At 41.4% G+C, this 19,471-nt stretch carries 18 protein-coding genes and 2 tRNA genes; 9 read left to right on the forward strand and 11 right to left on the reverse strand.

The window, feature by feature from the left end; translation table 11 throughout:
- The first annotated feature begins 44 nt into the window (after positions 1–44).
- The 4 genes from RMY63_RS01970 to RMY63_RS01985 all read left to right on the forward strand — a co-directional run bounded on the left by RMY63_RS01970 (position 45) and on the right by RMY63_RS01985 (position 3,754).
- A complete protein-coding gene (locus RMY63_RS01970; protein ID WP_322727083.1) occupies positions 45–566 on the forward strand; it encodes an NYN domain-containing protein in 522 nt (173 codons plus the stop codon).
- 102 nt (positions 567–668) lie between these two features.
- Positions 669–2,273 (forward strand): 2-isopropylmalate synthase, encoded by a 1,605-nt coding sequence (locus RMY63_RS01975; protein WP_322727084.1) that lies wholly within the window; start codon positions 669–671, stop codon positions 2,271–2,273.
- A gap of 74 nt (positions 2,274–2,347) precedes the next feature.
- Positions 2,348–2,854: a GNAT family N-acetyltransferase gene (locus tag RMY63_RS01980; protein ID WP_322727085.1), complete on the forward strand. Its 507-nt coding sequence runs from the start codon at positions 2,348–2,350 to the stop codon at positions 2,852–2,854.
- A gap of 219 nt (positions 2,855–3,073) precedes the next feature.
- Positions 3,074–3,754 carry an ester cyclase gene (locus tag RMY63_RS01985; protein WP_322727086.1) on the forward strand — a complete coding sequence of 227 codons (681 nt, stop codon included), beginning with the start codon at positions 3,074–3,076 and terminating at the stop codon, positions 3,752–3,754.
- 409 nt (positions 3,755–4,163) lie between these two features.
- On the opposite strand, the gene RMY63_RS01990 is transcribed toward RMY63_RS01985, so the two are convergent.
- The 4 genes from RMY63_RS01990 to RMY63_RS02005 form a co-directional block, all read right to left on the reverse strand.
- Positions 4,164–4,379: a hypothetical protein gene (locus RMY63_RS01990; protein WP_322727087.1), complete on the reverse strand. Its 216-nt coding sequence runs from the start codon at positions 4,377–4,379 to the stop codon at positions 4,164–4,166.
- A gap of 20 nt (positions 4,380–4,399) precedes the next feature.
- Positions 4,400–6,001: a TROVE domain-containing protein gene (locus tag RMY63_RS01995; RefSeq protein WP_322727088.1), complete on the reverse strand. Its 1,602-nt coding sequence runs from the start codon at positions 5,999–6,001 to the stop codon at positions 4,400–4,402.
- A 37-nt stretch (positions 6,002–6,038) separates the two neighbouring features.
- A tRNA-OTHER gene (locus RMY63_RS02000) sits at positions 6,039–6,164 on the reverse strand.
- 95 nt (positions 6,165–6,259) lie between these two features.
- A tRNA-OTHER gene (locus RMY63_RS02005) sits at positions 6,260–6,389 on the reverse strand.
- A 576-nt stretch (positions 6,390–6,965) separates the two neighbouring features.
- Here RMY63_RS02005 and RMY63_RS02010 point away from each other — a divergent pair.
- Positions 6,966–7,703 (forward strand): hypothetical protein, encoded by a 738-nt coding sequence (locus tag RMY63_RS02010; protein ID WP_322727089.1) that lies wholly within the window; start codon positions 6,966–6,968, stop codon positions 7,701–7,703.
- 33 nt (positions 7,704–7,736) lie between these two features.
- Here RMY63_RS02010 and RMY63_RS02015 read toward each other — a convergent pair whose 3' ends face one another.
- From RMY63_RS02015 to RMY63_RS41680, 3 genes are all read right to left on the reverse strand, one after another.
- Positions 7,737–8,867: a quinone-dependent dihydroorotate dehydrogenase gene (locus RMY63_RS02015; RefSeq protein WP_322727090.1), complete on the reverse strand. Its 1,131-nt coding sequence runs from the start codon at positions 8,865–8,867 to the stop codon at positions 7,737–7,739.
- 143 nt (positions 8,868–9,010) lie between these two features.
- Positions 9,011–9,202, reverse strand: a complete 192-nt coding sequence (locus tag RMY63_RS02020; protein ID WP_322727091.1) for a DUF6887 family protein — start codon at positions 9,200–9,202, stop codon at positions 9,011–9,013.
- The gene (locus RMY63_RS41680; protein ID WP_416212480.1) at positions 9,199–9,384 is read right to left on the reverse strand and encodes a DUF6888 family protein; all 186 of its coding nucleotides are present in this window, start codon (positions 9,382–9,384) and stop codon (positions 9,199–9,201) included. The genes RMY63_RS02020 and RMY63_RS41680 overlap by 4 nt, the downstream gene beginning before the upstream one ends.
- Before the next feature lie 110 nt (positions 9,385–9,494).
- Between RMY63_RS41680 and RMY63_RS02025 the strand changes: the two genes are divergently transcribed.
- Positions 9,495–12,416, forward strand: a complete 2,922-nt coding sequence (locus RMY63_RS02025) for a GAF domain-containing protein (RefSeq protein ID WP_322727092.1) — start codon at positions 9,495–9,497, stop codon at positions 12,414–12,416.
- A 562-nt stretch (positions 12,417–12,978) separates the two neighbouring features.
- The gene (locus RMY63_RS02030) at positions 12,979–13,836 is read left to right on the forward strand and encodes a PEP-CTERM sorting domain-containing protein (protein ID WP_322727093.1); all 858 of its coding nucleotides are present in this window, start codon (positions 12,979–12,981) and stop codon (positions 13,834–13,836) included.
- 1,167 nt (positions 13,837–15,003) lie between these two features.
- Here the strand turns inward: RMY63_RS02030 and RMY63_RS02035 are convergent.
- Entirely contained in the window at positions 15,004–15,252 is a 249-nt protein-coding gene (locus RMY63_RS02035; RefSeq protein WP_322727094.1) for a hypothetical protein, read from the reverse strand.
- Positions 15,253–15,360: 108 nt separating this feature from the next.
- On the reverse strand, positions 15,361–15,567 hold the full coding sequence (locus RMY63_RS02040; protein ID WP_322727095.1) for a hypothetical protein: 207 nt from the start codon (positions 15,565–15,567) through the stop codon (positions 15,361–15,363).
- A 972-nt stretch (positions 15,568–16,539) separates the two neighbouring features.
- Between RMY63_RS02040 and RMY63_RS02045 the strand changes: the two genes are divergently transcribed.
- Together RMY63_RS02045 and RMY63_RS02050 are read left to right on the forward strand one after the other, a co-directional pair.
- The gene (locus tag RMY63_RS02045) at positions 16,540–16,734 is read left to right on the forward strand and encodes a DUF2256 domain-containing protein (RefSeq protein WP_094350216.1); all 195 of its coding nucleotides are present in this window, start codon (positions 16,540–16,542) and stop codon (positions 16,732–16,734) included.
- Positions 16,734–17,687, forward strand: a complete 954-nt coding sequence (locus RMY63_RS02050; RefSeq protein ID WP_322727096.1) for an isoaspartyl peptidase/L-asparaginase — start codon at positions 16,734–16,736, stop codon at positions 17,685–17,687. The genes RMY63_RS02045 and RMY63_RS02050 overlap by 1 nt, the downstream gene beginning before the upstream one ends.
- Here the strand turns inward: RMY63_RS02050 and RMY63_RS02055 are convergent.
- Both RMY63_RS02055 and glmU read right to left on the reverse strand, forming a co-directional pair.
- Positions 17,678–17,842 carry a hypothetical protein gene (locus RMY63_RS02055; protein ID WP_322727097.1) on the reverse strand — a complete coding sequence of 55 codons (165 nt, stop codon included), beginning with the start codon at positions 17,840–17,842 and terminating at the stop codon, positions 17,678–17,680. The two genes, RMY63_RS02050 and RMY63_RS02055, sit on opposite strands and share 10 nt — an antisense overlap.
- 118 nt (positions 17,843–17,960) lie before the next feature.
- Positions 17,961–19,340 (reverse strand): bifunctional UDP-N-acetylglucosamine diphosphorylase/glucosamine-1-phosphate N-acetyltransferase GlmU, encoded by a 1,380-nt coding sequence (glmU, locus tag RMY63_RS02060; protein WP_322727098.1) that lies wholly within the window; start codon positions 19,338–19,340, stop codon positions 17,961–17,963.
- Between the last annotated feature and the right edge of the window lie 131 nt (positions 19,341–19,471).

A 19,471-nucleotide genomic window follows, 5' to 3' on the forward strand; every position in this document is an offset into this window, starting at 1 on the left:
ATTGTTCCATCTAAATTCATATATATTATTAGGTGTAAATTTGTATGGGTTCTCCAATGAATCGTCTGTCTATTTTTGTAGATGGAAACAATATGTTCTATGCTCAACAAAAAAATGGCTGGTTTTTTGACCCGCGACGAGTCTTAGAATACTTCAAACATGAGCAATCAGAAACAACATTAATTAATGCCTTCTGGTACACTGGCTTAAAAGATCCACAAGACCAGCGAGGTTTCAGAGACGCTCTAATTAGTCTAGGATATACAGTACGAACTAAAATTCTCAAAGAATATTATGATGATACGTCAGGTCGTTACTCGCAAAAAGCGAATTTAGATATTGAAATTGTTGTAGATATGTTTAATACAGTAGACCAGTATGACCGAGTAGTATTATTCAGTGGTGATGGAGATTTTGAAAGAGCAATCGAACTATTACGCTCAAAAAATACACATATTACGGTAGTATCAACAGAAGGAATGATTGCTAGAGAACTACGCAATGCTACTGATAGATATATAGATTTAAATGATATCAGAGATCAAATAGAGAAAACTGAAGCTTAGTAGCTTTAACAATTATTTACAAAAATCAGAGTAAAAGAAAAACTAGAGTTGAAGATATATTAAGCCACAAGTAAACACTAAACACTAAACAACAAACGGCAAATGGCAAACAAAACAGATCGGATCATCATTTTTGATACAACATTGCGAGATGGAGAGCAGTGTCCGGGAGCAACTTTGAATATAGACGAAAAGCTAGTTATTGCCAAGCAATTAGCGCGTCTAGGTGTAGATGTAATTGAAGCAGGCTTTGCCTTTGCCAGTCCCGGAGATTTTGAAGCAGTCAAGAAGATTGCTCAAATTGTCGGGACAGAAAATGGCCCGATAGTTTGTAGTTTGGCAAGAGCAATTAAAGCAGATATTGAAGCGGCTGCTGAAGCATTAAAACCAGCAGTTAATGCCAGAATTCACACATTCATCTCGACTTCTGATATTCATTTAGAGTATCAATTGCGAAAGTCACGGGCAGAAGTGTTAGCGATCGCCGAAGAAATGGTAGCTTATGCCAAATCTTTCATGACAGATGTGGAATTTTCGCCGATGGATGCGGCTCGTTCCGATCCAGAGTTTCTATACCAAGTGTTAGAGCGAACGATTGCAGCTGGTGCAACAACAGTTAACATTCCTGATACTGTAGGTTACACAACTCCTAGCGAATTTGGGGCAATAATTAAGGGGATTATCGAAAATGTCCCTAACATCGACCAAGCGATTATTTCCGTACATGGTCATAATGATTTAGGCTTGGCAGTTGCTAACTTTTTAGAAGCTGTAAAAAATGGCGCACGGCAACTAGAATGTACGATCAATGGCATTGGCGAACGCGCTGGCAATGCATCACTAGAAGAATTGGTAATGGCCTTGCACGTGCGGCGGCAATATTTTAATCCTTATCTTGGCAGACCAGAAAATTCTCAAGAATCCCTGACAAATATCGACACCCGACAAATTTACAAAACCTCACGCTTAGTTTCCAATTTGACGGGAATGTTGGTACAACCAAATAAAGCGATCGTCGGGGCGAATGCCTTTGCCCATGAGTCTGGAATTCACCAAGATGGTGTATTAAAGAATAAGTTAACTTACGAAATTATGGATGCCCAATTGATTGGCTTAACAGACAATCAAATAGTTTTGGGCAAACATTCAGGTAGAAATGCTTTTCGTAGTCGGTTGAAAGAATTGGGCTTTGAACTGTCAGATACTGAATTAAATAAAGCCTTCGTCAGATTCAAAGAAGTGGCAGATAAAAAGAAAGAAATTTCTGATTGGGATTTGGAAGCGATCGTTAACGATGAAATCCAACAAGCACCCGATTTGTTCCGGGTAGAGTTAGTGCAAGTTTCCTGTGGTAGCAACGCCCGTCCTACTGCTACAGTTACTCTGCGTACCCCAGAAGGTGAAGAATTAACTGATGCTGCGATCGGTACTGGGCCAGTGGATGCAGTTTACAAAGCCATCAACCGTGTGGTGAATGTACCCAACGAGTTAATTGAGTTTTCTGTGCAGTCAGTAACAGCCGGTATTGATGCCATTGGCGAAGTAACGATTCGTTTACGTTATAAATCTAAAGTGTTTTCTGGTCATGCAGCCAACACAGATATCATTGTGGCATCCGCGCAAGCTTATGTAAATGCATTGAATAGGTTGTATGCATCTTTGCAAACTCAAGAAAAACCAGAGGAAGTAACCGCACAGAAAGTCTGAGATCGGATCTGTCAAACTGTCTGTTTTTAGCTGATGCTAACAAACTCCTCTCCAACTTTGGGGAGGAGTTATTTATGAGTTTCAAAAATTTGTTGGGAATTATGCTGACAGAAAAACATATAACTATCAGAGAAGCCACCAGCAAAGAAGATTCACTGATTGCAAAACACTTTTACCAAATGTGGCTAGATATTGGTGTTGATGAGAGTAATATTCTTCTGGGATGGCAGAATATTACCCTCAAATTCATAGAAGAAGCGCGTCGGGATTTGTTTTATAAAGCTTTTGTTGCAGAGGTTGATAATACAGTCGTGGGTTCTGTAAGTTGTCAACTGTTTGCAGGCTTATACCCGAATGTTTTCAAAGATGAATACCGCAAATTTGGATATATTTGGGGCGTTTACGTTGAACAATCTTATCGCAGACAAGGAATTGCCAAATTCTTAACTAATAGAGCAATTGAATATTTAAAAGCGATGGGTTGCACGCGAGTGATTCTTAACGCCTCACCATCAGGTAAACCAGTTTATTCGAGCCTCGGTTTTTCTGAAAGCAATGCAATGCAATTAGATTTGATTTAACAAAACAGATTCTGTGCAACTAGCGGATGAATAAACCTAAATTTGATAGGATAAGTTTCTAGCTCAAGAAGCATCCCTGTTTGCTCATATTCGGATTTGTACAACAAGTCAAGTTTATTGAGTTAATTATGAATATTGTTTACTTTTTTAGATTTTTCGATTTACTTGTATGCATAAAACTTTATTCTGAGAAATGATGTTTATAGTCAGTCAGCTTGTATGAGTAGCGAAAAAACAACAGAATTGCCACTCTGGGTACAAGATAGAGATATAGTCATTGCTCATGATGAAGAAGTACAGTGGCGAGAAGGAAAACGCCCAGATTATTCTTACACCAATGAATTTCTTCATCAAGAGAGAAAATTTCAGCATCCTGAAGGTTCTTTAGAAGCGATCGCCCAAAACTTAGTCCGCACTTTTGAGATGGAAGCTTCTAATAAATCTAATCCTCAACAGTGGCTTTCGATTGTTACTGATAAGTTTAAGATGAGTACCAATGGCGGACAACAATTCACTGCTGAAGATGTTGCAGCCGAAGGTACTTATAACCTCTTTTTGGGTGAAACTGAGCAATACAGTTCTGAAACAGAAACCTTTGAATCTTCATTTCAAGTTTTTTATAAAGCCTTTCCTAATGGCTTCCTTTGGGAATTAACAGAAGTACTTTCGGGGCCGCCTAATGTTACCTTTAAGTGGCGACATTGGGGAACATTTAATGGTTCCTACAAAGACTATGCACCCACAGGTGAAACAGTAGAGATGGTAGGAGTTAGTATTGCTCGTGTCACTGATGATTTGAAGATTGAGTCTTTAGAGCATTATTTTGATAATAATGTCTTTCTTCAGAAATTAACGGCAGGTGGTTGTCCTTTCCATTCCCAAAATCAGAATAATCACTAATTTTGATTTAGTTATAGTCTATCGAATAGCACACTCGATCGGCGCTCACTGCTGTTTACTATAGCGGTTCTCGGTTGAGTAGGTACTGAACCCCATCCCCAACCCTCTCCCCGCAGGCCTATGCATTAGTCACATCTTTCTTAACATTTGTAGAAGTTAGAAGACTAGACTTCTTACATAAATCAAAAAAAGAACCCCACCCCGCCTTTGACTTACGTCAAATTCTCCCCTAAGAGCCTGCTCTTAGGGGTTGGGAGTGGGGTGTTAGGGGACTTTTGCAAGAGGTCTACTGTTCGGTTTTGCAACCTACCAAGCTATCCAACTCAGTTTGATGTTCGGAGATTGTCGCCTTCCTCGCTGGTTTAGGTTTGGACTCCTTGGTGTACGCTCGATAAATTCCCACTTACTTTTACCCATTGCTGAAATAGAAAAACGACCATTCAAAAATTAAATCGCTTTCTTCTTTGCGTAAGGAAAAAATCAAACAAAGGCGGGTGCGGGGATTGAACCCGCTAATCCCCACAATGGTGGAGACGTAACCGATAATCCTAAATTCTGCGGCCCCAAAAAGCAAGTTGCGAACAAGGATAACCCGCCATGAAGCATGAAGGATAAAGTGTTTCATCCTTTACCCTTCAGCAATATCTACAACTCATCCGTAGCTAGCATTTGGATAATGCGAGGCGTACCTGGGTCAAACCCTGCCAAATCCCAAGACAGCGAATCTTCAGGATCTACCAAGGTAATTTGGTAAGGTGTCAAGGTGACATACACCGCCTTGACGTTAGGATTTACTTTTTTGCGGTACTCCTTCAGCGCTTGACTTGGATGCTTATACCCAGCCCAGCTTTCCGAGTCAGTCCAAAAGCAGACTACATCAGCTTTGAACTTATTCTTAATCATCCAGTCATAAGCTACAGACGCATCCGTTCCACCGAAGTTTTGATTGCTAGCTTTGCGAACCGCCGAACTAAAACTATCTTTGGCAGTGATACTTAATTCCCGGAATTCGGTAGCAAAACCACGAATCATATAGTTTTTCTCTGCTTTTGCTGTCACCAGTGCCATTGTGGTGGCAATTTCACAGCAAGTCAGTCCCATATCTGCAACCATACTACCCATAGAACCAGAAACGTCTACGGCGTGCATGAACACTTTACCTGTGGGTTGCACAACATCAAAAGACAGTTCAACCGCCTTTTCTAAAATGTCTACAATCCGAGGAACTGGGTTCCAAGTTTTCTTACTGCGTCCTAATGTTCCACCAGATTGATATGTTTTGAGTGCTTTCAAAACATCAATCGGATGGATGCGACCTTTACGGAGATGTTCTTTGTTGTTAAGAACTGCTTCCACTCGCAGCAAGTTGGCATTTTCATCTGTTCGCAACACACCCAGTTCAGTCAAAGAACCCAAGTTACGCAACATTGCACCTATTGGCATTTCCTGAAATAGTAGCTGCCAAGCAAGTTGATCCATTTTGCCCACTGGTGCAGCCATTTCGTGGGTTAAGCGTCCTTGGGAAATAGCTTCATGAGTTTGAGTTGGATTCCGCTTGAGCCACTCATACCACCAAATCTGCGCCAATGCCTCTGAGGGGATATCTGCTGGCAATTCTTCCCACCCTCTAACTACCCACTCAAATAGTTGACGGTGATTTTCTGTAGGCGGTTTGACATGGAACAACCGCAATGCATCTCGGTGGGTAAAGCCTTGGCGCTGTTGGTATTTCAACAGTTGATAAGCTAAGCCTTTGACATCTTCCCGTGAGAGCCAAGTTTTACCAGCTTCTCGCACCACTTTGCCAAATCCCCGCAGAGATTTGGTGTAGTTCAGCCATTCGTAGAAGTGGCTACCAGTGCGGACAACTTGCGGGAAGATTTCACCAAACGCCTGTTTTGCTTCTGGTGCTTCACCCATTGATAGCAACACTAAAGCTAAGATAGGCGCGCTGTTATTGATGGCGCGTCCATCGCTAGCATACAAAATTTCTTCTGCAACACGGCCAGGATTTTCGGCAATAGCTTGTCTGACAACTGTTACAAAATCCTCAGTTAATTCCTGTTTACCAGCGTAGTAAGTGCTTTTTGCTGTACCAACCAACAAACAACGGCGTAGCATCTTCCAAATGCCAGCGTCAAACATCCAACCGCCGGAACGTCCCTGAACCATTTCTGCTTCTTGTCCGGGGATAGGTTGATTTTGGGGTGTAGTTGTCTTCTTTTTAGTGAAAAAATTGTAATTCATCGCTTCATCTCCCGGCCCTTGCGGGCAAAAATGAAAGGTGGCGGAGCAGGACTTGAACCTGCGACATCCGGCTTAACAGGCGATAACCCTAATTCTTCGGCCTTTTCAGGCAAGGTGTGAACAAGGATGTTTTTCGGCGCTCTACCAACTGAGCTATCTGCCACATATAAAGTTAGGAGTTAGGAGTTAGGAGTTAGGAGTTAAAAATTTTTGAATTCAAAACTTCTAACTCCTCACTTTAAACTCCTAACTTAAGTTTGGTGTAGTGGAGCGGGAATTGAACCCGCGACCTCCCGCTTGGCAGGCGATAACCCTCAATTCGTCGGCCTTTTCAGGCAAGGTGTGAATAAGGATATTTAGGCGCTCTATCCACTGAGCTACCCACCACATATAAATTCAAAACTCAGCATTAAATTTGCTGTAACGAAGTAGGATTTTTACCTACACCTCCAGAAGTTTGATCGGGGGTGTTTTAGTTATATGCGATAACCCTCGATACGTCGGCCCTTGCGGGCAAGGTGGGCGCTCTGCCATTTGAGCTATTCGCTACTGGTGAAAGCTAACTCCTAGTGAAAGTTGACTTGTATTATTACTGTAGTATATGTAGTATTTATTGTCAAGGGTCTGGCAAGCCAATTTAGAATTATTGCTTTGAAAAGAAAAGTCTGAGCGGTATAAGCAAGCCGTCGCTGAGAATTTCCAGGGATATTATCTGAGATGTATGGCGATCGCTCTGATCACAACCCCCTTATTTTCTCTGGTAAAAAATTTTGCGCGTAGTTTACCGCCGTAGGCATCGCAGATCAATCTTAGATAAGTAGAAAAGTAATAACCCTAGAACACCTACTTAAGATAGATTTTGCCGACAAATTTGCCGCAACTTTGCCAAAAGATACAAAAAAGTGTCCCAATTTTTGCCAAAATAATAATATTATTTCCCAAAATTCACTTGGCAAAAATCGGCATGAGTGAGAAATCCATAGAAGATAACGGTAAGGCTTTTCTCGTTCTACTTTTGCCCATCTCGTTTTTGATTATTTTCCTAGTTGCCACTTGGAGAATTTTACTGGCGGTAATTGTGCTGGTAATTGCCTTCAAGCTTTGGCAGGAATATCAATGGCAACAGTGGACTGTGCGAGTTAACCCAATTTTTCATCAATTGGTTCGTGAAAATCAGGGCAGACTGACGCCAATGGACTTGGCAATCAGGGGCAATTTTCCTGGAACAACGGCAAAACGCTACTTGGATAGTAAAGCCTCGGAATTTGGTGCCAGTATAGTCAACTCTGAAGAGGCAGGGCAGTCTTATTACTTTATAACTGCCAGCATTCTCGGCAATATTCTTGATAGTAGTGAGCCAGTTAAAGAACTTCCGGCTCAACCAGTTACTAAAACAGCGCGATCGCTCCTAGCACCACCACCAACCACACAGGAGGAAGAACCAGAAACCGAATCACTCCCACAGCAAACCCATGAGGAAGCTAAACTATCGCTGGAAAAACAGTTAATTTTTGGCTCTCTCATTCAATCTGAACTTGCTAAACGGCTAAATGTCTATTCCAGCACGGTTTATAAACGGCGAAACGATCCAGAGTTTCCTGAGTGGAGTCGCAGCAGAGACCCTGATGGTATTGCCTGGTCATACTCGGAAAAAACTAAAGAGTTTTTCCCAGTGGAAGAAGAAGAACAAGGCAAAAGTTAAAAGGTAAAAGGAAAAAGAAAGAACTTTAAAGCTTTATTTTTTACTTTTTACTTGTAAACCCACAGCTTCGTTGATGGAATTTAATCCGCTTTGTTCTAGCTGGGAAAGTAAACCTGCTAGAATTCGGCGTACCATCATTGGCCCTTCGTAAATCCAGCCTGTATAAACCTGGATCAAACTAGCACCAGCAGTAATTTTCTCCCAAGCATCTTCAGCAGAAAAGATGCCACCAACGCCAATAATCGGCATTTGTCCTTGAGTTTGCTGCCAAATAAAACGAATTACCTCAGTGGAGCGGGAGCGCAATGGTTCACCACTAATTCCGCCGGCTTCTTCTTGGGGTGATTTGCCAGTTTGGTCAATCACTTGGGTTTTCAGTCCATCACGGCTGATCGTGGTGTTAGTGGCGATAATTCCCGCGAGTTGGTAGGTTTTAGCAAGAGTTATAATGTCAGCGATCGCTTCCCATGATAAATCTGGTGCTATCTTGACAAAAATTGGTTTTTGTGCGTTATTTTCTTGTTGTAATAAATCTAAGATGGCACTGAGCATAGAAGCATCTTGGAGCGATCGTAACCCTGGTGTATTGGGAGAAGAGACATTAACAACAAAATAGTCTCCCAAATCCTTGAGTAAACGAAAACTATCGAGATAATCCTGTGCGGCTGCTTCTAGGGCAGTTACCTTAGATTTACCCAAATTTATCCCTATGGGTATTGATCGGGTTAATTCATGCTTTTCTTGTGCCAAACGTGCCGCCATTACTGCTGCACCGCTGTTATTAAAGCCCATTCGATTGAGAGCAGCTTTATCCAACGGCAAGCGAAACAAACGAGGAGGTGGATTTCCTGGCTGTGCGTGAAAAGTTACAGTTCCTAGTTCCGCAAAGCCAAAACCCAGGTTAGACCAAATATTAGCAGCAACACCATCCTTGTCGAACCCAGCTGCCAACCCTACGGGATTTGGGAAGTTTAGCCCAAACAAATTTTGTTCTAAGCGTGAATCGTACAGACATAAAGACTGCTTTAAGCGTTGGTTTATCCAGCTAGCAGGGGTTTGCGATAGCCAATTAAAACTGCGAATCGTCTGCTGGTGTAACCACTCTGAATCGGTTTTTACCACATTAAACAAAAGCGGGCGAATGGCAAATTTATAAATATCCATTAGCTTTTATTTTTGGAGCTATTGCAGATTATCGTCAATTAAAGGGTTTAAATCCCCATCTGAAACACGTAGCATATTTTCAGTTGGGGTTTAAATCGCCATCTGAAAATATCTAAAATGTTTGAATTTTGAATTTTGAATTGTTAATCCGCTTGGGATTGCTTGATTTTCTCGCGGACTAGCTGCTCAAATTGCTCCATTGAAGTGATCTCAATGCCAGGTTCATCTTGTAGTCTGTCCATATATGCTTGGAATGCAGCCTGGTCTTGTGGATGGTTTTTTACGTAGTCTCTCAATTGCTCTCTGCTCATTGCGGCAAGATTGATATCGGTCATAAAAACCTCACTTTCCCGTTTGGGTAAATCAACACTTCTATTTCCTCACCAGCCAAGACATAGATTTGGTTGGTTCTCTCATCTAGTCTGACTGCATTAATGGGCAGAAGTACATTACTTAATCTGACGCAAACTAAGAAAAATTCAAAGGTTTGTTTTGCTGTAGGTACTAGTGGGTACATAACCCTCTATTAAGCTGTCCAGGTTCAATATTAAACACTTGTGGCAATATTACTCAGGGTGCTTTTCTGGGCATCTTATATATTACAAGTTATGTTAACCAAGAAATCAGATGGGGCAGCCACAAAAACCTATAGCCGCCGAACAGCAGATCCTCTCTTTGGGGCGCGTCCTCCAGAGCCTCAGAGAAGAAGATGATGTTGACGTTCTGATTGAAACTACTATTTCTTATCTCAAGGAAGAGTTTGACTACAAACTGATTTGGATTGCTCTTTACGATCGCCTGAATCACATATTATTTGGCAAAGGAGGCATCACACCCGATCGTGACATGAGCTTTTTACGCCAAAGAGTTGTTCTCAGTCCTGGGGATTTATTAGAGCAAGTAGTAATTGAACAGCGTCCTTTAGGCGTAGCTGATTTGCAAACTGAAATCCGCGCCGCCGAATGGCGAAAAATTGCCGAGAAATTCCACATCCAAGGAACGATTATTTTACCAATTCGCTACAAAGACCGTTGCTTGGGCTTGCTGTTATTGGGTTCAGAACGCTGGGGCTACCTACTGACAGGAGAAACAAAAGCACGTTTGATGATGGTTTTAGGTGAACTAGGGGCAGTGCTTTATCAAAATGAAATGTATAAGCACCAACAGCAAACCAGGCGAACCGACGAGCCATTATTAGAATTGCTAGCAAATTTACGCACCCTCAGTAACCTGAATCAAAGACTCGAAGTAGCGGTGCAAGCAACTCATAAATTTGTCTCCCCCAACCGGACAAATGTTTACTGGTTTGAGCGCGAAGGGCGCTACTTTTGGTGTCGAATGAGCAATCAGCTGGTCAAAATGGATCGCAATTCTAGCAGTCAGCAAGCAGCAGGAATGACTGTACAGGAGTTAAGCGACTTTTATTATGCTTTGGCAGTTAACCAAATAGTCTCAATTGGTGATGCCCGCAGTTCTTTAAAAAGCCATTTTACGGCAAAATTGTTGCAACGGCTGAAGGTGCGATCGCTCCTGGCAGCTCCGATTATCTGGCAAAAAAACTTAGTCGGTTTTCTGGCGGTGGAAAGCAATGAACCTCGCATCTGGACGGACACAGACAAAAATTTCGTCCAAGGTGTTGCTGGTTTAATTTCCCTAGTTGTACCAACCGAAAGCATGGAAAGTACTATCAAACAGATTCAAGAGGATGCCCAACTGACTAGCCAAGTTGCCCAAGGTATCTATAACGAACATGACATTCAGGTAACTTTACACAGTTGTGCTAAAAAAGTTTTAGCTCGATTAGGTGCTACCCGCTTTTTGCTGTTGCAGTATGACCCTGAAGAGAAGAATTATCAATTTACTTACCAAAGTCAGCCTCATAATCGCCGACCGTTGATATTTACCCTGCATACCCTCAAAGAATTAGATGGGCAGCTTTTGCAAAGTTCAACTGAAGCGGTGGAAATTGAGAACTTAGATGAAGATTTACGCTTTTTTAACTGGCGACCCTCGTTGTTAGAGAATAATGTGCGATCGCTACTTGTTTGTAAATGCACTCACGAACATATACCAGCAGCACTTTTGGTGATTACTCATGAAAGCCATCGTTCTTGGACAACTCTAGAAAAAGAATTGCTGTGGGCTGTCAGTCAACAGATTGGTGTAATGGTTCGTCAGTGGCAATTACATAACCGCACCACCCAGCAGCAAAAAACTTCTCAGGCATTTGAGCAATGCTTACGCATCCTGACACAATCCCAGAACAGCATTGAGGTCGAAAAAAAGCATTTAGAATCTACAGCCCTCGAACAAATAGCATCAATTTTGGGTTGTCCCTTAGCGCTAATGCTATCCTGGGCACCTGGCGAAAGTTGGGCAGAAATTATTCCTGGAGTGATTGACAATAGCCAATTTAGGATTTTTTCTGATGTATCTATTTCTATCAAGACTGAAGCCTTAATTCAGTGGGCACTTGCTACAGAGAGTTACCTGACTTTGAAGGTGGATAATTTACCTTCAGAAACCCGGAAATGGTTGAATGTTCCAGACAAAAGTCAAATTTTGGTCATGGCATTACGTACAACTGCTGTTTATGAAACCACTGGTGTAGTGTTGCTTGTAGACTATCAAGAGCGTCGCTGGTCAGAACAAAGCCTCAGTGCGACAGCAACTCTGATTTCTCAATTAGCCTGGTGGCGTCGTGAAAAGCAAATTATCCGACTTTTAGAATCCACAACCGAAGAATTACGACAACTTAACTGGTACAAACATCGTCGTCTAGAGGAAATTCAAAGAATAACGGCGCACTCCCTTAAACAAATACATGATTTGGGCATTCCAGCTAATGAACTGACTCAGATGCGCTACCAGCTATTGCTGCGGCAGTTAGACCATACAGCCACCTCCATGAGTGGAATGCTAAAACTTGAGAACTGGCAGCTACATATCAGTTGGGAAACTATGCCCATAGCCAGTTTACTAAAGCGATCGCTCGAACGGATTGAAAATTTACTCAAACAACAAAAGCTGTGGATTGGTGTACATGGCTTGGGACAACCAATTGACGAGCAAGAAGCGCCCAAGAATTCTTCATTAGTTAGAGGCGTTCCTACCTCCAGCGCTCAATCTGCAATGGCGATCGCTGGTGATATTGTCAAAATTGAATTAGTGATCCATGAATTATTGGTTACTGCCTGTAACCGTTCTCAAACCGGCAGCAGAATTGATATTTGGTGTCGCCGTTTAGATGCGTCAAAACCCTTAGATATAAAATATTCTTCTACAACTGGAGGGGCTGAACATCAGACATCGCTAGAACTATCGATTACATATAACGGTGCGATCGAACCACAGCTACTCACAGAATTACATCAAAATATACCTAAAGATGTGCTTACTCCTTCCTACCTCGACCAACCACCAGCTTTACATCTGGTGATCTGCCAAAACCTCATGCAGGAACTAGGAGGAGAGTTGAATTTCTATCAATTACCAGATAATCGAGTAGTCAGCCGCTTGTTGTTGCTGTTAGCTGTTCATGATTCTTAGTACAGCTTTGGGAGTAATGTTTTACCTCCTGCCCCTTGCCTTTTGCTATAAGAGGCACTAAAGGTGATCTTTAGACTATGCACCTTAATCGAACCCGATTGCTACCAATTTTGACTTCGACAATTGGTAGAGGCGATCGCTGCTTGATTTTAGACTGACTTCCTTGTTCATCAAAGGATGCTTTGGCAACAACATCACTTATGTCAACTCCTCCCTACCTGAATCCTTACGTAAATACCAATAAAAAAACTCTTCGTTTCACTCAAACTTTACAAGAAACAAATCGATCACGGCTAGTATAGGTATGTAATTAATTATCTACTGCGCCGGATTAATGACTAACTTACTGATGCGGTTATTACTGAATTTACGGTGCAATAACGGTAAATAAAGATTCGTTCTTAGAATAGAAGATTTCTTCTGCATAAGACAAAAACGGCTTGAGAATTTCTTAAGTTGTCCATCATGCTTGCCTATATTTTACTCCTGCTCATTAGCAAGGAGTCAGTAAGCATGAAAAATTTCCAATCCTAGCATTCTAAAAGTACAAATGAGCAATTGTATGAAACAATACATCAAAGTTGTAAAGCGTTTTTTGACACTAGCTACTCCAGCGATCGCTACTTCGATATTGGCAACCTTACCGAGCCAAGCTGCTACTATTGCATCTTCTGAGTCAAAATTCAACATCAACAACTTTAGTAGCAACCCTTTAAATGTTAAGATTTTGACTGATACTGTCACTAAAACAAATAGCACAGGTGGTCAAGTAACTGCTGATGCTAACGCTGAGGCTAAGTTTAATATCGATGCAAACAACTCTGCTTCCAATTTGTCCTTCAGCCAAGCTAAAGGCCAGGGTGATGGCTATACAGGGTCGGCGGAAAGCTTGGCTGCAATTATCGGTTATGATTTTATAGTAGACAAAGAGTTTTCTTTTGATTTCAGTGGCTTATTTAAGCTTAAAACATCCATTGATGATGCACTGACTGAACGTGCAAATGCTGGTGGAGAGTTCTTATATGAGTTATACGACAGCGATACTGGTAATCTTTTAGACTTTTTCAAGATTTCTGGAAATTTATCAACTATAGGTAACAATGATGCTTTTGTATTTAAACCGAGTAGCAACATAACTCTTGATTCAAGTCAAACTTCTATTGATAAATCTTTTGGCGGAACAAAGGAATCTGCTTCGACTAGCTTTAAGGGTAAATATTCCCGTACTTTCGATAAGTCAACTCGTTTATTATTAATAGAATCTAAAAGTAATCAGGTGAGCGTCTATACTGTCCCAGAACCCTCAACAATTCTAGGTTCGCTGTTTAGTTGCACTGTGTTTGGTGCTGCTTCGATACGCAAGCATAAAAGAGCCTCTTCGGCTGCGTTGTTGGTTAATAAGGATTTAAAATCTGTTTAGTATGTTTGCACTGAGGAAAGTTCAGGTGATGGATAGCGAAAGCAAAGTCACATTAATCCATCATAAAAGTGAACTGGGTAAAAGAGACTGATAAGCCAGACCAAAACTACTCTATTCTCTGTACTTTTGGCTAATGCCGCTCTGCACGGTCTAGAAACCATAATATAGCGGTTCCCATTCAGATGCGTTACACAACTTTATATCACAAGTGTAGGGGTATGGCAAGCCATACCACTACGGGTGTAACTCATATAAACGAGAACTGCTATAAAAAGCGTCTTCCCTGAAAAATAAAAATTAAGGGGAAATGGCATTTATGGAAACCTCAAGTCATTAGGTATGCAAATGATTTTGTGATTTTGCACCCTGACAGACAAGCATTAAAGAAATGCTAATAAATAGCTATAACAATGAATTTGTCATCTCCAAGGGATTAAAGTGCAAACTTAATCCTCATCGATTAACCTGTAGAAGCCAGTCATCTACTGATTATTTGTTTGGTTTCGACTGAATGAATCGCACTTTCTAGCTGCGTTTTCGTCCCTATTAATTACACAAACACACTTACAAACGTGTAGTCTAGTGGATAGTGTAATCTTGACAACTTCACTGCTACTATGAGTATTTCTGGCTTGTCTTTTATGGGTTTAACGCAACCATGACTTAAAAAACTTTCCCAAAATACTCAACTCAAGTATGGAACTGATATCAAGATACTGTGGATATCGTTTTAAACCCAAAGTAACCTTTTTGCAGTTGTCATAAAACTGAGAGATAGAAGACCATGCTCATTTTGTACTGGCAAGTCTTGCCATTGAGTTAAATTCATTAGCAAAAGAAAAGTTAGCTACAAATACAGCAAAATCAATTCAATATTGATGCAAATCATTTTTAGCTGTATTTTTAACATTCATTTATAGCAAAATAAAGCTATTTCAAATGAATTTTACAGTCAAAATTGCATTTTCTACTGCTGTTATCTAGGCTGACTTTTCAGAAGCTTTGAACTCAAAAACAAGCATGGTCAGTGAGCGACGTTGAAGTGTCGCTTTTACCTACTGTCTTATACTGCTATATGTGGTATAAGATAGAGGTATAGAAATATTCGTAAGAAGCTTTTATGGAGATCGCCCATAAAACCTGACCTACGATACGGTTATACAAGCTTTAGGAAGCTGTTGTAAATGTAGAGGTCAATAAAATAATCTTACCATCTCCAACAGCAACACCAGCAGCAAGAGCGCCAGCAACAGCGCCACTAATGCTACCTCCAACATTAGAGCCTGATTGAAATTTGCTAGTCATAGCACTAGAAAAACTAGTTACGAAACCAGATGCAAATCCCCCTTGTACTTGACTAAGATCGGAAACTTCATCTTCACAAAAACTGAGATCGGAAATTCTTAATCGTTCCATAAATAAAGCTCTCCTTGAAAAACAAATGCATTGCTGAAAGTTTTTGACAACTTTCAGCAATTTTTCTATCTAAAATGCAATGTAGTACACCGTAGTACTAAAGCATATTTAGGCTGAAGCAGAACTAGATTGAGAAGTACCACCAGCTGCGCTGTATTTGCCGGAGTAAGTATAGCTTTCAGTGCTAGTGAATATGCCAGCGAAGTTTTTACCAAGAGCTTTAGCTTTTGCATAAGCATCTGCAATTGCTAATCCACCTTGAACATTCTCATTTTCAAGAACTGTTTCTACATGAGAAAGATCGTTGATAATCATGATTTTACTTTCCTAAGAACTAGTAAGGTCAACTTGTTTATTGTCGTGCCACTACAACTTGTTTTTTAGTGACATACAAACAATAGCACTATTACAATTGGATGAATAGTAGTTTTACGTAAATTTTTTGTAAAAAAAGAAAAAACATTATATTATCAAGTTAGTTACATTATTTAGTATTTACAAATTCTTTAAAAATCACATTGCTATGTATTATCAAGTTACTTTCAACATCTAGTTTTAGAGGTTATTTAAAAAGTATTTTGAGATGAGTTTAGGCACTTTTAATCTCCCTAACCTCCAAGGCTGTTTCACTCAATCTATTAAGGATATTGTCAACAACATAGCCAATAAATTTGGGGAAGTTAGTAATTAAAAAATTACTATCTCCAAGAGTCAATTTCAGTGCGTTGGCGAAACCTTGCTGGAGGCATCACAATTTTCTTGTGCAATCAGATTTTTTATTCACCTGATTTTTTTTGCTTGAAACGCTTGTAAACCAGCACCTTTTAGGCAATGAAACAGCCTTGCCCTAACCCGTCAGGGGTGTTTCATGGCCATTCATTGGTATCAGCCAACTTAAGCTAAAACTCCTTTAAAATCTCGTTTCCAGTCTCTGGCTGGAAATGCTGCTTCCCATTAGGCATTCCCAGCCTCCGATGGAGAGCGAGATAATCTGCTAAAAGCTTTTTCTAAACTGGCTTTAACCTGAAGTTGACACCAGTGCAAGTCCTTGCACCTCTACAAATCTAGAAATAATTTGGGGTAATTTATTTTTTGCAAGTCCCTAAAAAAGAAAGATAGTAAGATTCAAAGCCTCTCTTCTTTTAGGAGAGATGTTGCAAATAGGTCTAAGGATAGATTGACAATATATTTGTTCGTCGAATTTATCCTGCCTTCGTAGCAAACTGGTTATAATTATCTTCCATCTCCTTCGGAAATGAAATTCTCATTTACACAGTATTTATTTATATGGGACGTGTTCGTTCTAAATCTGACTTACCTACAAAAATCTGTCCGGTATGTCAACGTCCTTTCACATGGCGTAAAAAGTGGCAAGATTGCTGGGACGATGTGAAATATTGCTCAGAACGTTGTCGTCGTCGCCGTTCTGAAGCTCAAAATGAAACCAACCGGAATACAGACGCAAATAGCGCAAGAGATTAATGGAGTTACAGGTGCAACCTAAATTAATTATTCATGGAGGGGCTGGTAGTTCTCTTCACGGTAAAGGCGGATTAGAGGCGGTGCGCCGATCGCTGCATACAGTAATAGAAGAAGTTTATTCTCTGCTATTGTCAGGAGCAACTGCCTCTGAGGCGGTGGTGCAGGGTTGCCTAATGCTTGAAGACAACCCCCGCTTTAATGCTGGTACTGGTTCAGTATTGCAATCTGATGGACAAATCCGCATGAGTGCTTCCCTAATGGATGGTGCATCAGGGCGGTTTAGTGGTGTGATTAATATTTCGCGGGTAAAAAATCCTATTGATTTAGCGCAATTTTTACAAAGCTCGCCAGACCGAGTGCTATCAGATTTCGGTTCGGCTGAGTTGGCGCGGGAAATGCAAATTCCCAGCTATAACGCTTTAACTGATTTGCGGTTACAAGAGTGGATACAAGAGCGCCAGGATAATTTTAAAAGCACAATGGCTGGTGTGGTAGCAGAACCAGAACTGCTAGAAACCAGCAATGCCGGACGCGGTACTATCGGTGTAGTAGCTTTAGATGCATCTGGTAAGCTAGCTGCTGGCACTTCTACTGGTGGTAAGGGATTTGAGCGGATTGGCAGGGTAAGCGATTCGGCGATGCCAGCAGGTAATTATGCTACTAGTAATGCTGGTGTTAGCTGTACTGGCATTGGCGAAGATATCATCGATGAGTGTTTAGCTGCACGGATTGTAGTGCGTGTCACTGATGGGATGTCACTGAAGGAAGCCATGCAGCGATCCTTTGGGGAAGCCGACGAGAATAAACGCGATTTAGGAGCGATCGCTTTAGATGCTAGTGGAGCGATCGCCTGGGGAAAAACTAGCGAAATCTTACTCGCCGCCTACCACGACGGCGAAAAAATTGGTGACACTTTGGAATGGACTGGCAACGAACTGATCGGCTATTGTTGAATCAGTTTCAGCGCTTCGGCTAAAGTTTCTTGCTGGTCAACCATTGCAGCTAGTTCTTGGGCTTCATAACGCCCCTCAAAAGCTTCTAGCGCCGCTCGTTTCAGTGCCACTTGATATCCTTGTTCCAGAATATCGATTAATTCTGCCTGATTCAAGTAAAAACCACCGGATTTGCGGCGCTTATTTATATCGGATTGCTATAGATTAAACATCTTGCAAAAATCCTGGTTTATTGTCTAAAATCACGGAGCAACTGCGATTAACACTGATGAATTATTTGTGTTGATCTGTGGTTTCATTTTCAACACCTTTCCTACGCCAAGCAGGTTTCACCACCTGACGACTACGGGCAATTACTAGAGAATCATCAGGTACATCTTCTGTCACAGTAGAACCAGCTGCGATATAGACATCATCTCCCAAAGTGAGTGGAGCCACTAAAACGCTATTGGCCCCAGTTTTTGTCCGATCGCCGATTTTGGTGCGATGTTTCTTCACGCCGTCATAGTTGGCAGTAATTGTACCGGCACCAATATTTACCTGATTGCCGACAACAGTATCGCCTATATATGACAAATGTGCTGCATTGGTGCGATCGCCTAATTGCGTATTTTTCAATTCCACAAAATTCCCCACACGGCAACCAGCACCCACCTGTACCTGACCGCGCAAATGAGTATAAGGGCCAATTCGGCTTCCGGCCTGCACGGTGCTATTTATGACTACTGAATATTGCACTATGACATTTTCACTTAACTGACTATTTTCAATTAAACTCCCTGGCCCGATGTGACTTCCTGTTTGAATTACCGTATTTCCCCGCAGGTGAGTTTGCGGTTCAATAATTACATCCGGCTGTAATTCCACTGTTTCATCAATGGTGATGCTTGTCGGGTCGATGAGGGTGACACCCGCCAGCATCCATTTTTCCTTGACTCGTTTTTGCAAAATTTCGGATGCTGTTGCTAGTTGCTGGCGATCGTTGATGCCGAGAATTTCTTGGTAATCTTCTACATCCACTGCCATTACTTGGCCCACCTGAGTCACGGCATCGGTAAGATAGTATTCTTTTTGGGCATTGTTTGTCTGGAGGTGGGGAAGCACCTTTGCCAAATCTGGCCAGCAAAAGCAGTAAACTCCAGCGTTAATCCGCTGATTTTGTTTTTGAGCAGCCGTACAATCCTTGTGTTCGACCATTTGCTGCACAATATTTTTATCGTTACAAAAAACCCGCCCGTAGCCTGTGGGATCAGGTAGGTGCGAGGTGAGAATAGTGGCAGCGTTTTGATTTCGGATGTGAGTTTGTAACATCTGCTTAAGAGTTTCGCTGCGTATTAACGGTAAATCGCCGTTAAGTACCAGCAAATCTCCAGTGTAATTTTCCAAGTGAGGAAGTAATTGCTGGATAGCATGACCTGTCCCCAATTGCACAGTCTGTTCGACAAACTCCAAACTGGGAATTGAATGCATGGCGACTTGCACTTCCTCGGATTGATATCCCACAATCACGATTCGCCGTGAGGGCGAAAGTGGTTCTACACTTTCGAGAACTCTCTCTACTAGCGATCGCCCACCCAAAGAATGTAAAACCTTGGGTAAGCGTGATTTCATCCGTGTGCCGCGTCCTGCCGCTAGAATTGCTACAACTACCATAATTAGCTATCAGCTATCAGTGAAATTGTGATTAATGCTGGTGGTACTTTAAAATCTCGGCTCAAATCATACCAGCCAATTATAGTAGACTGAAAATATCAAAGGAGTCAGAATTTATGAGTAGGTATAAT

Source organism: Nostoc sp. ChiQUE01b (assembly GCF_034531255.1).
Taxonomy (GTDB): domain Bacteria; phylum Cyanobacteriota; class Cyanobacteriia; order Cyanobacteriales; family Nostocaceae; genus Nostoc.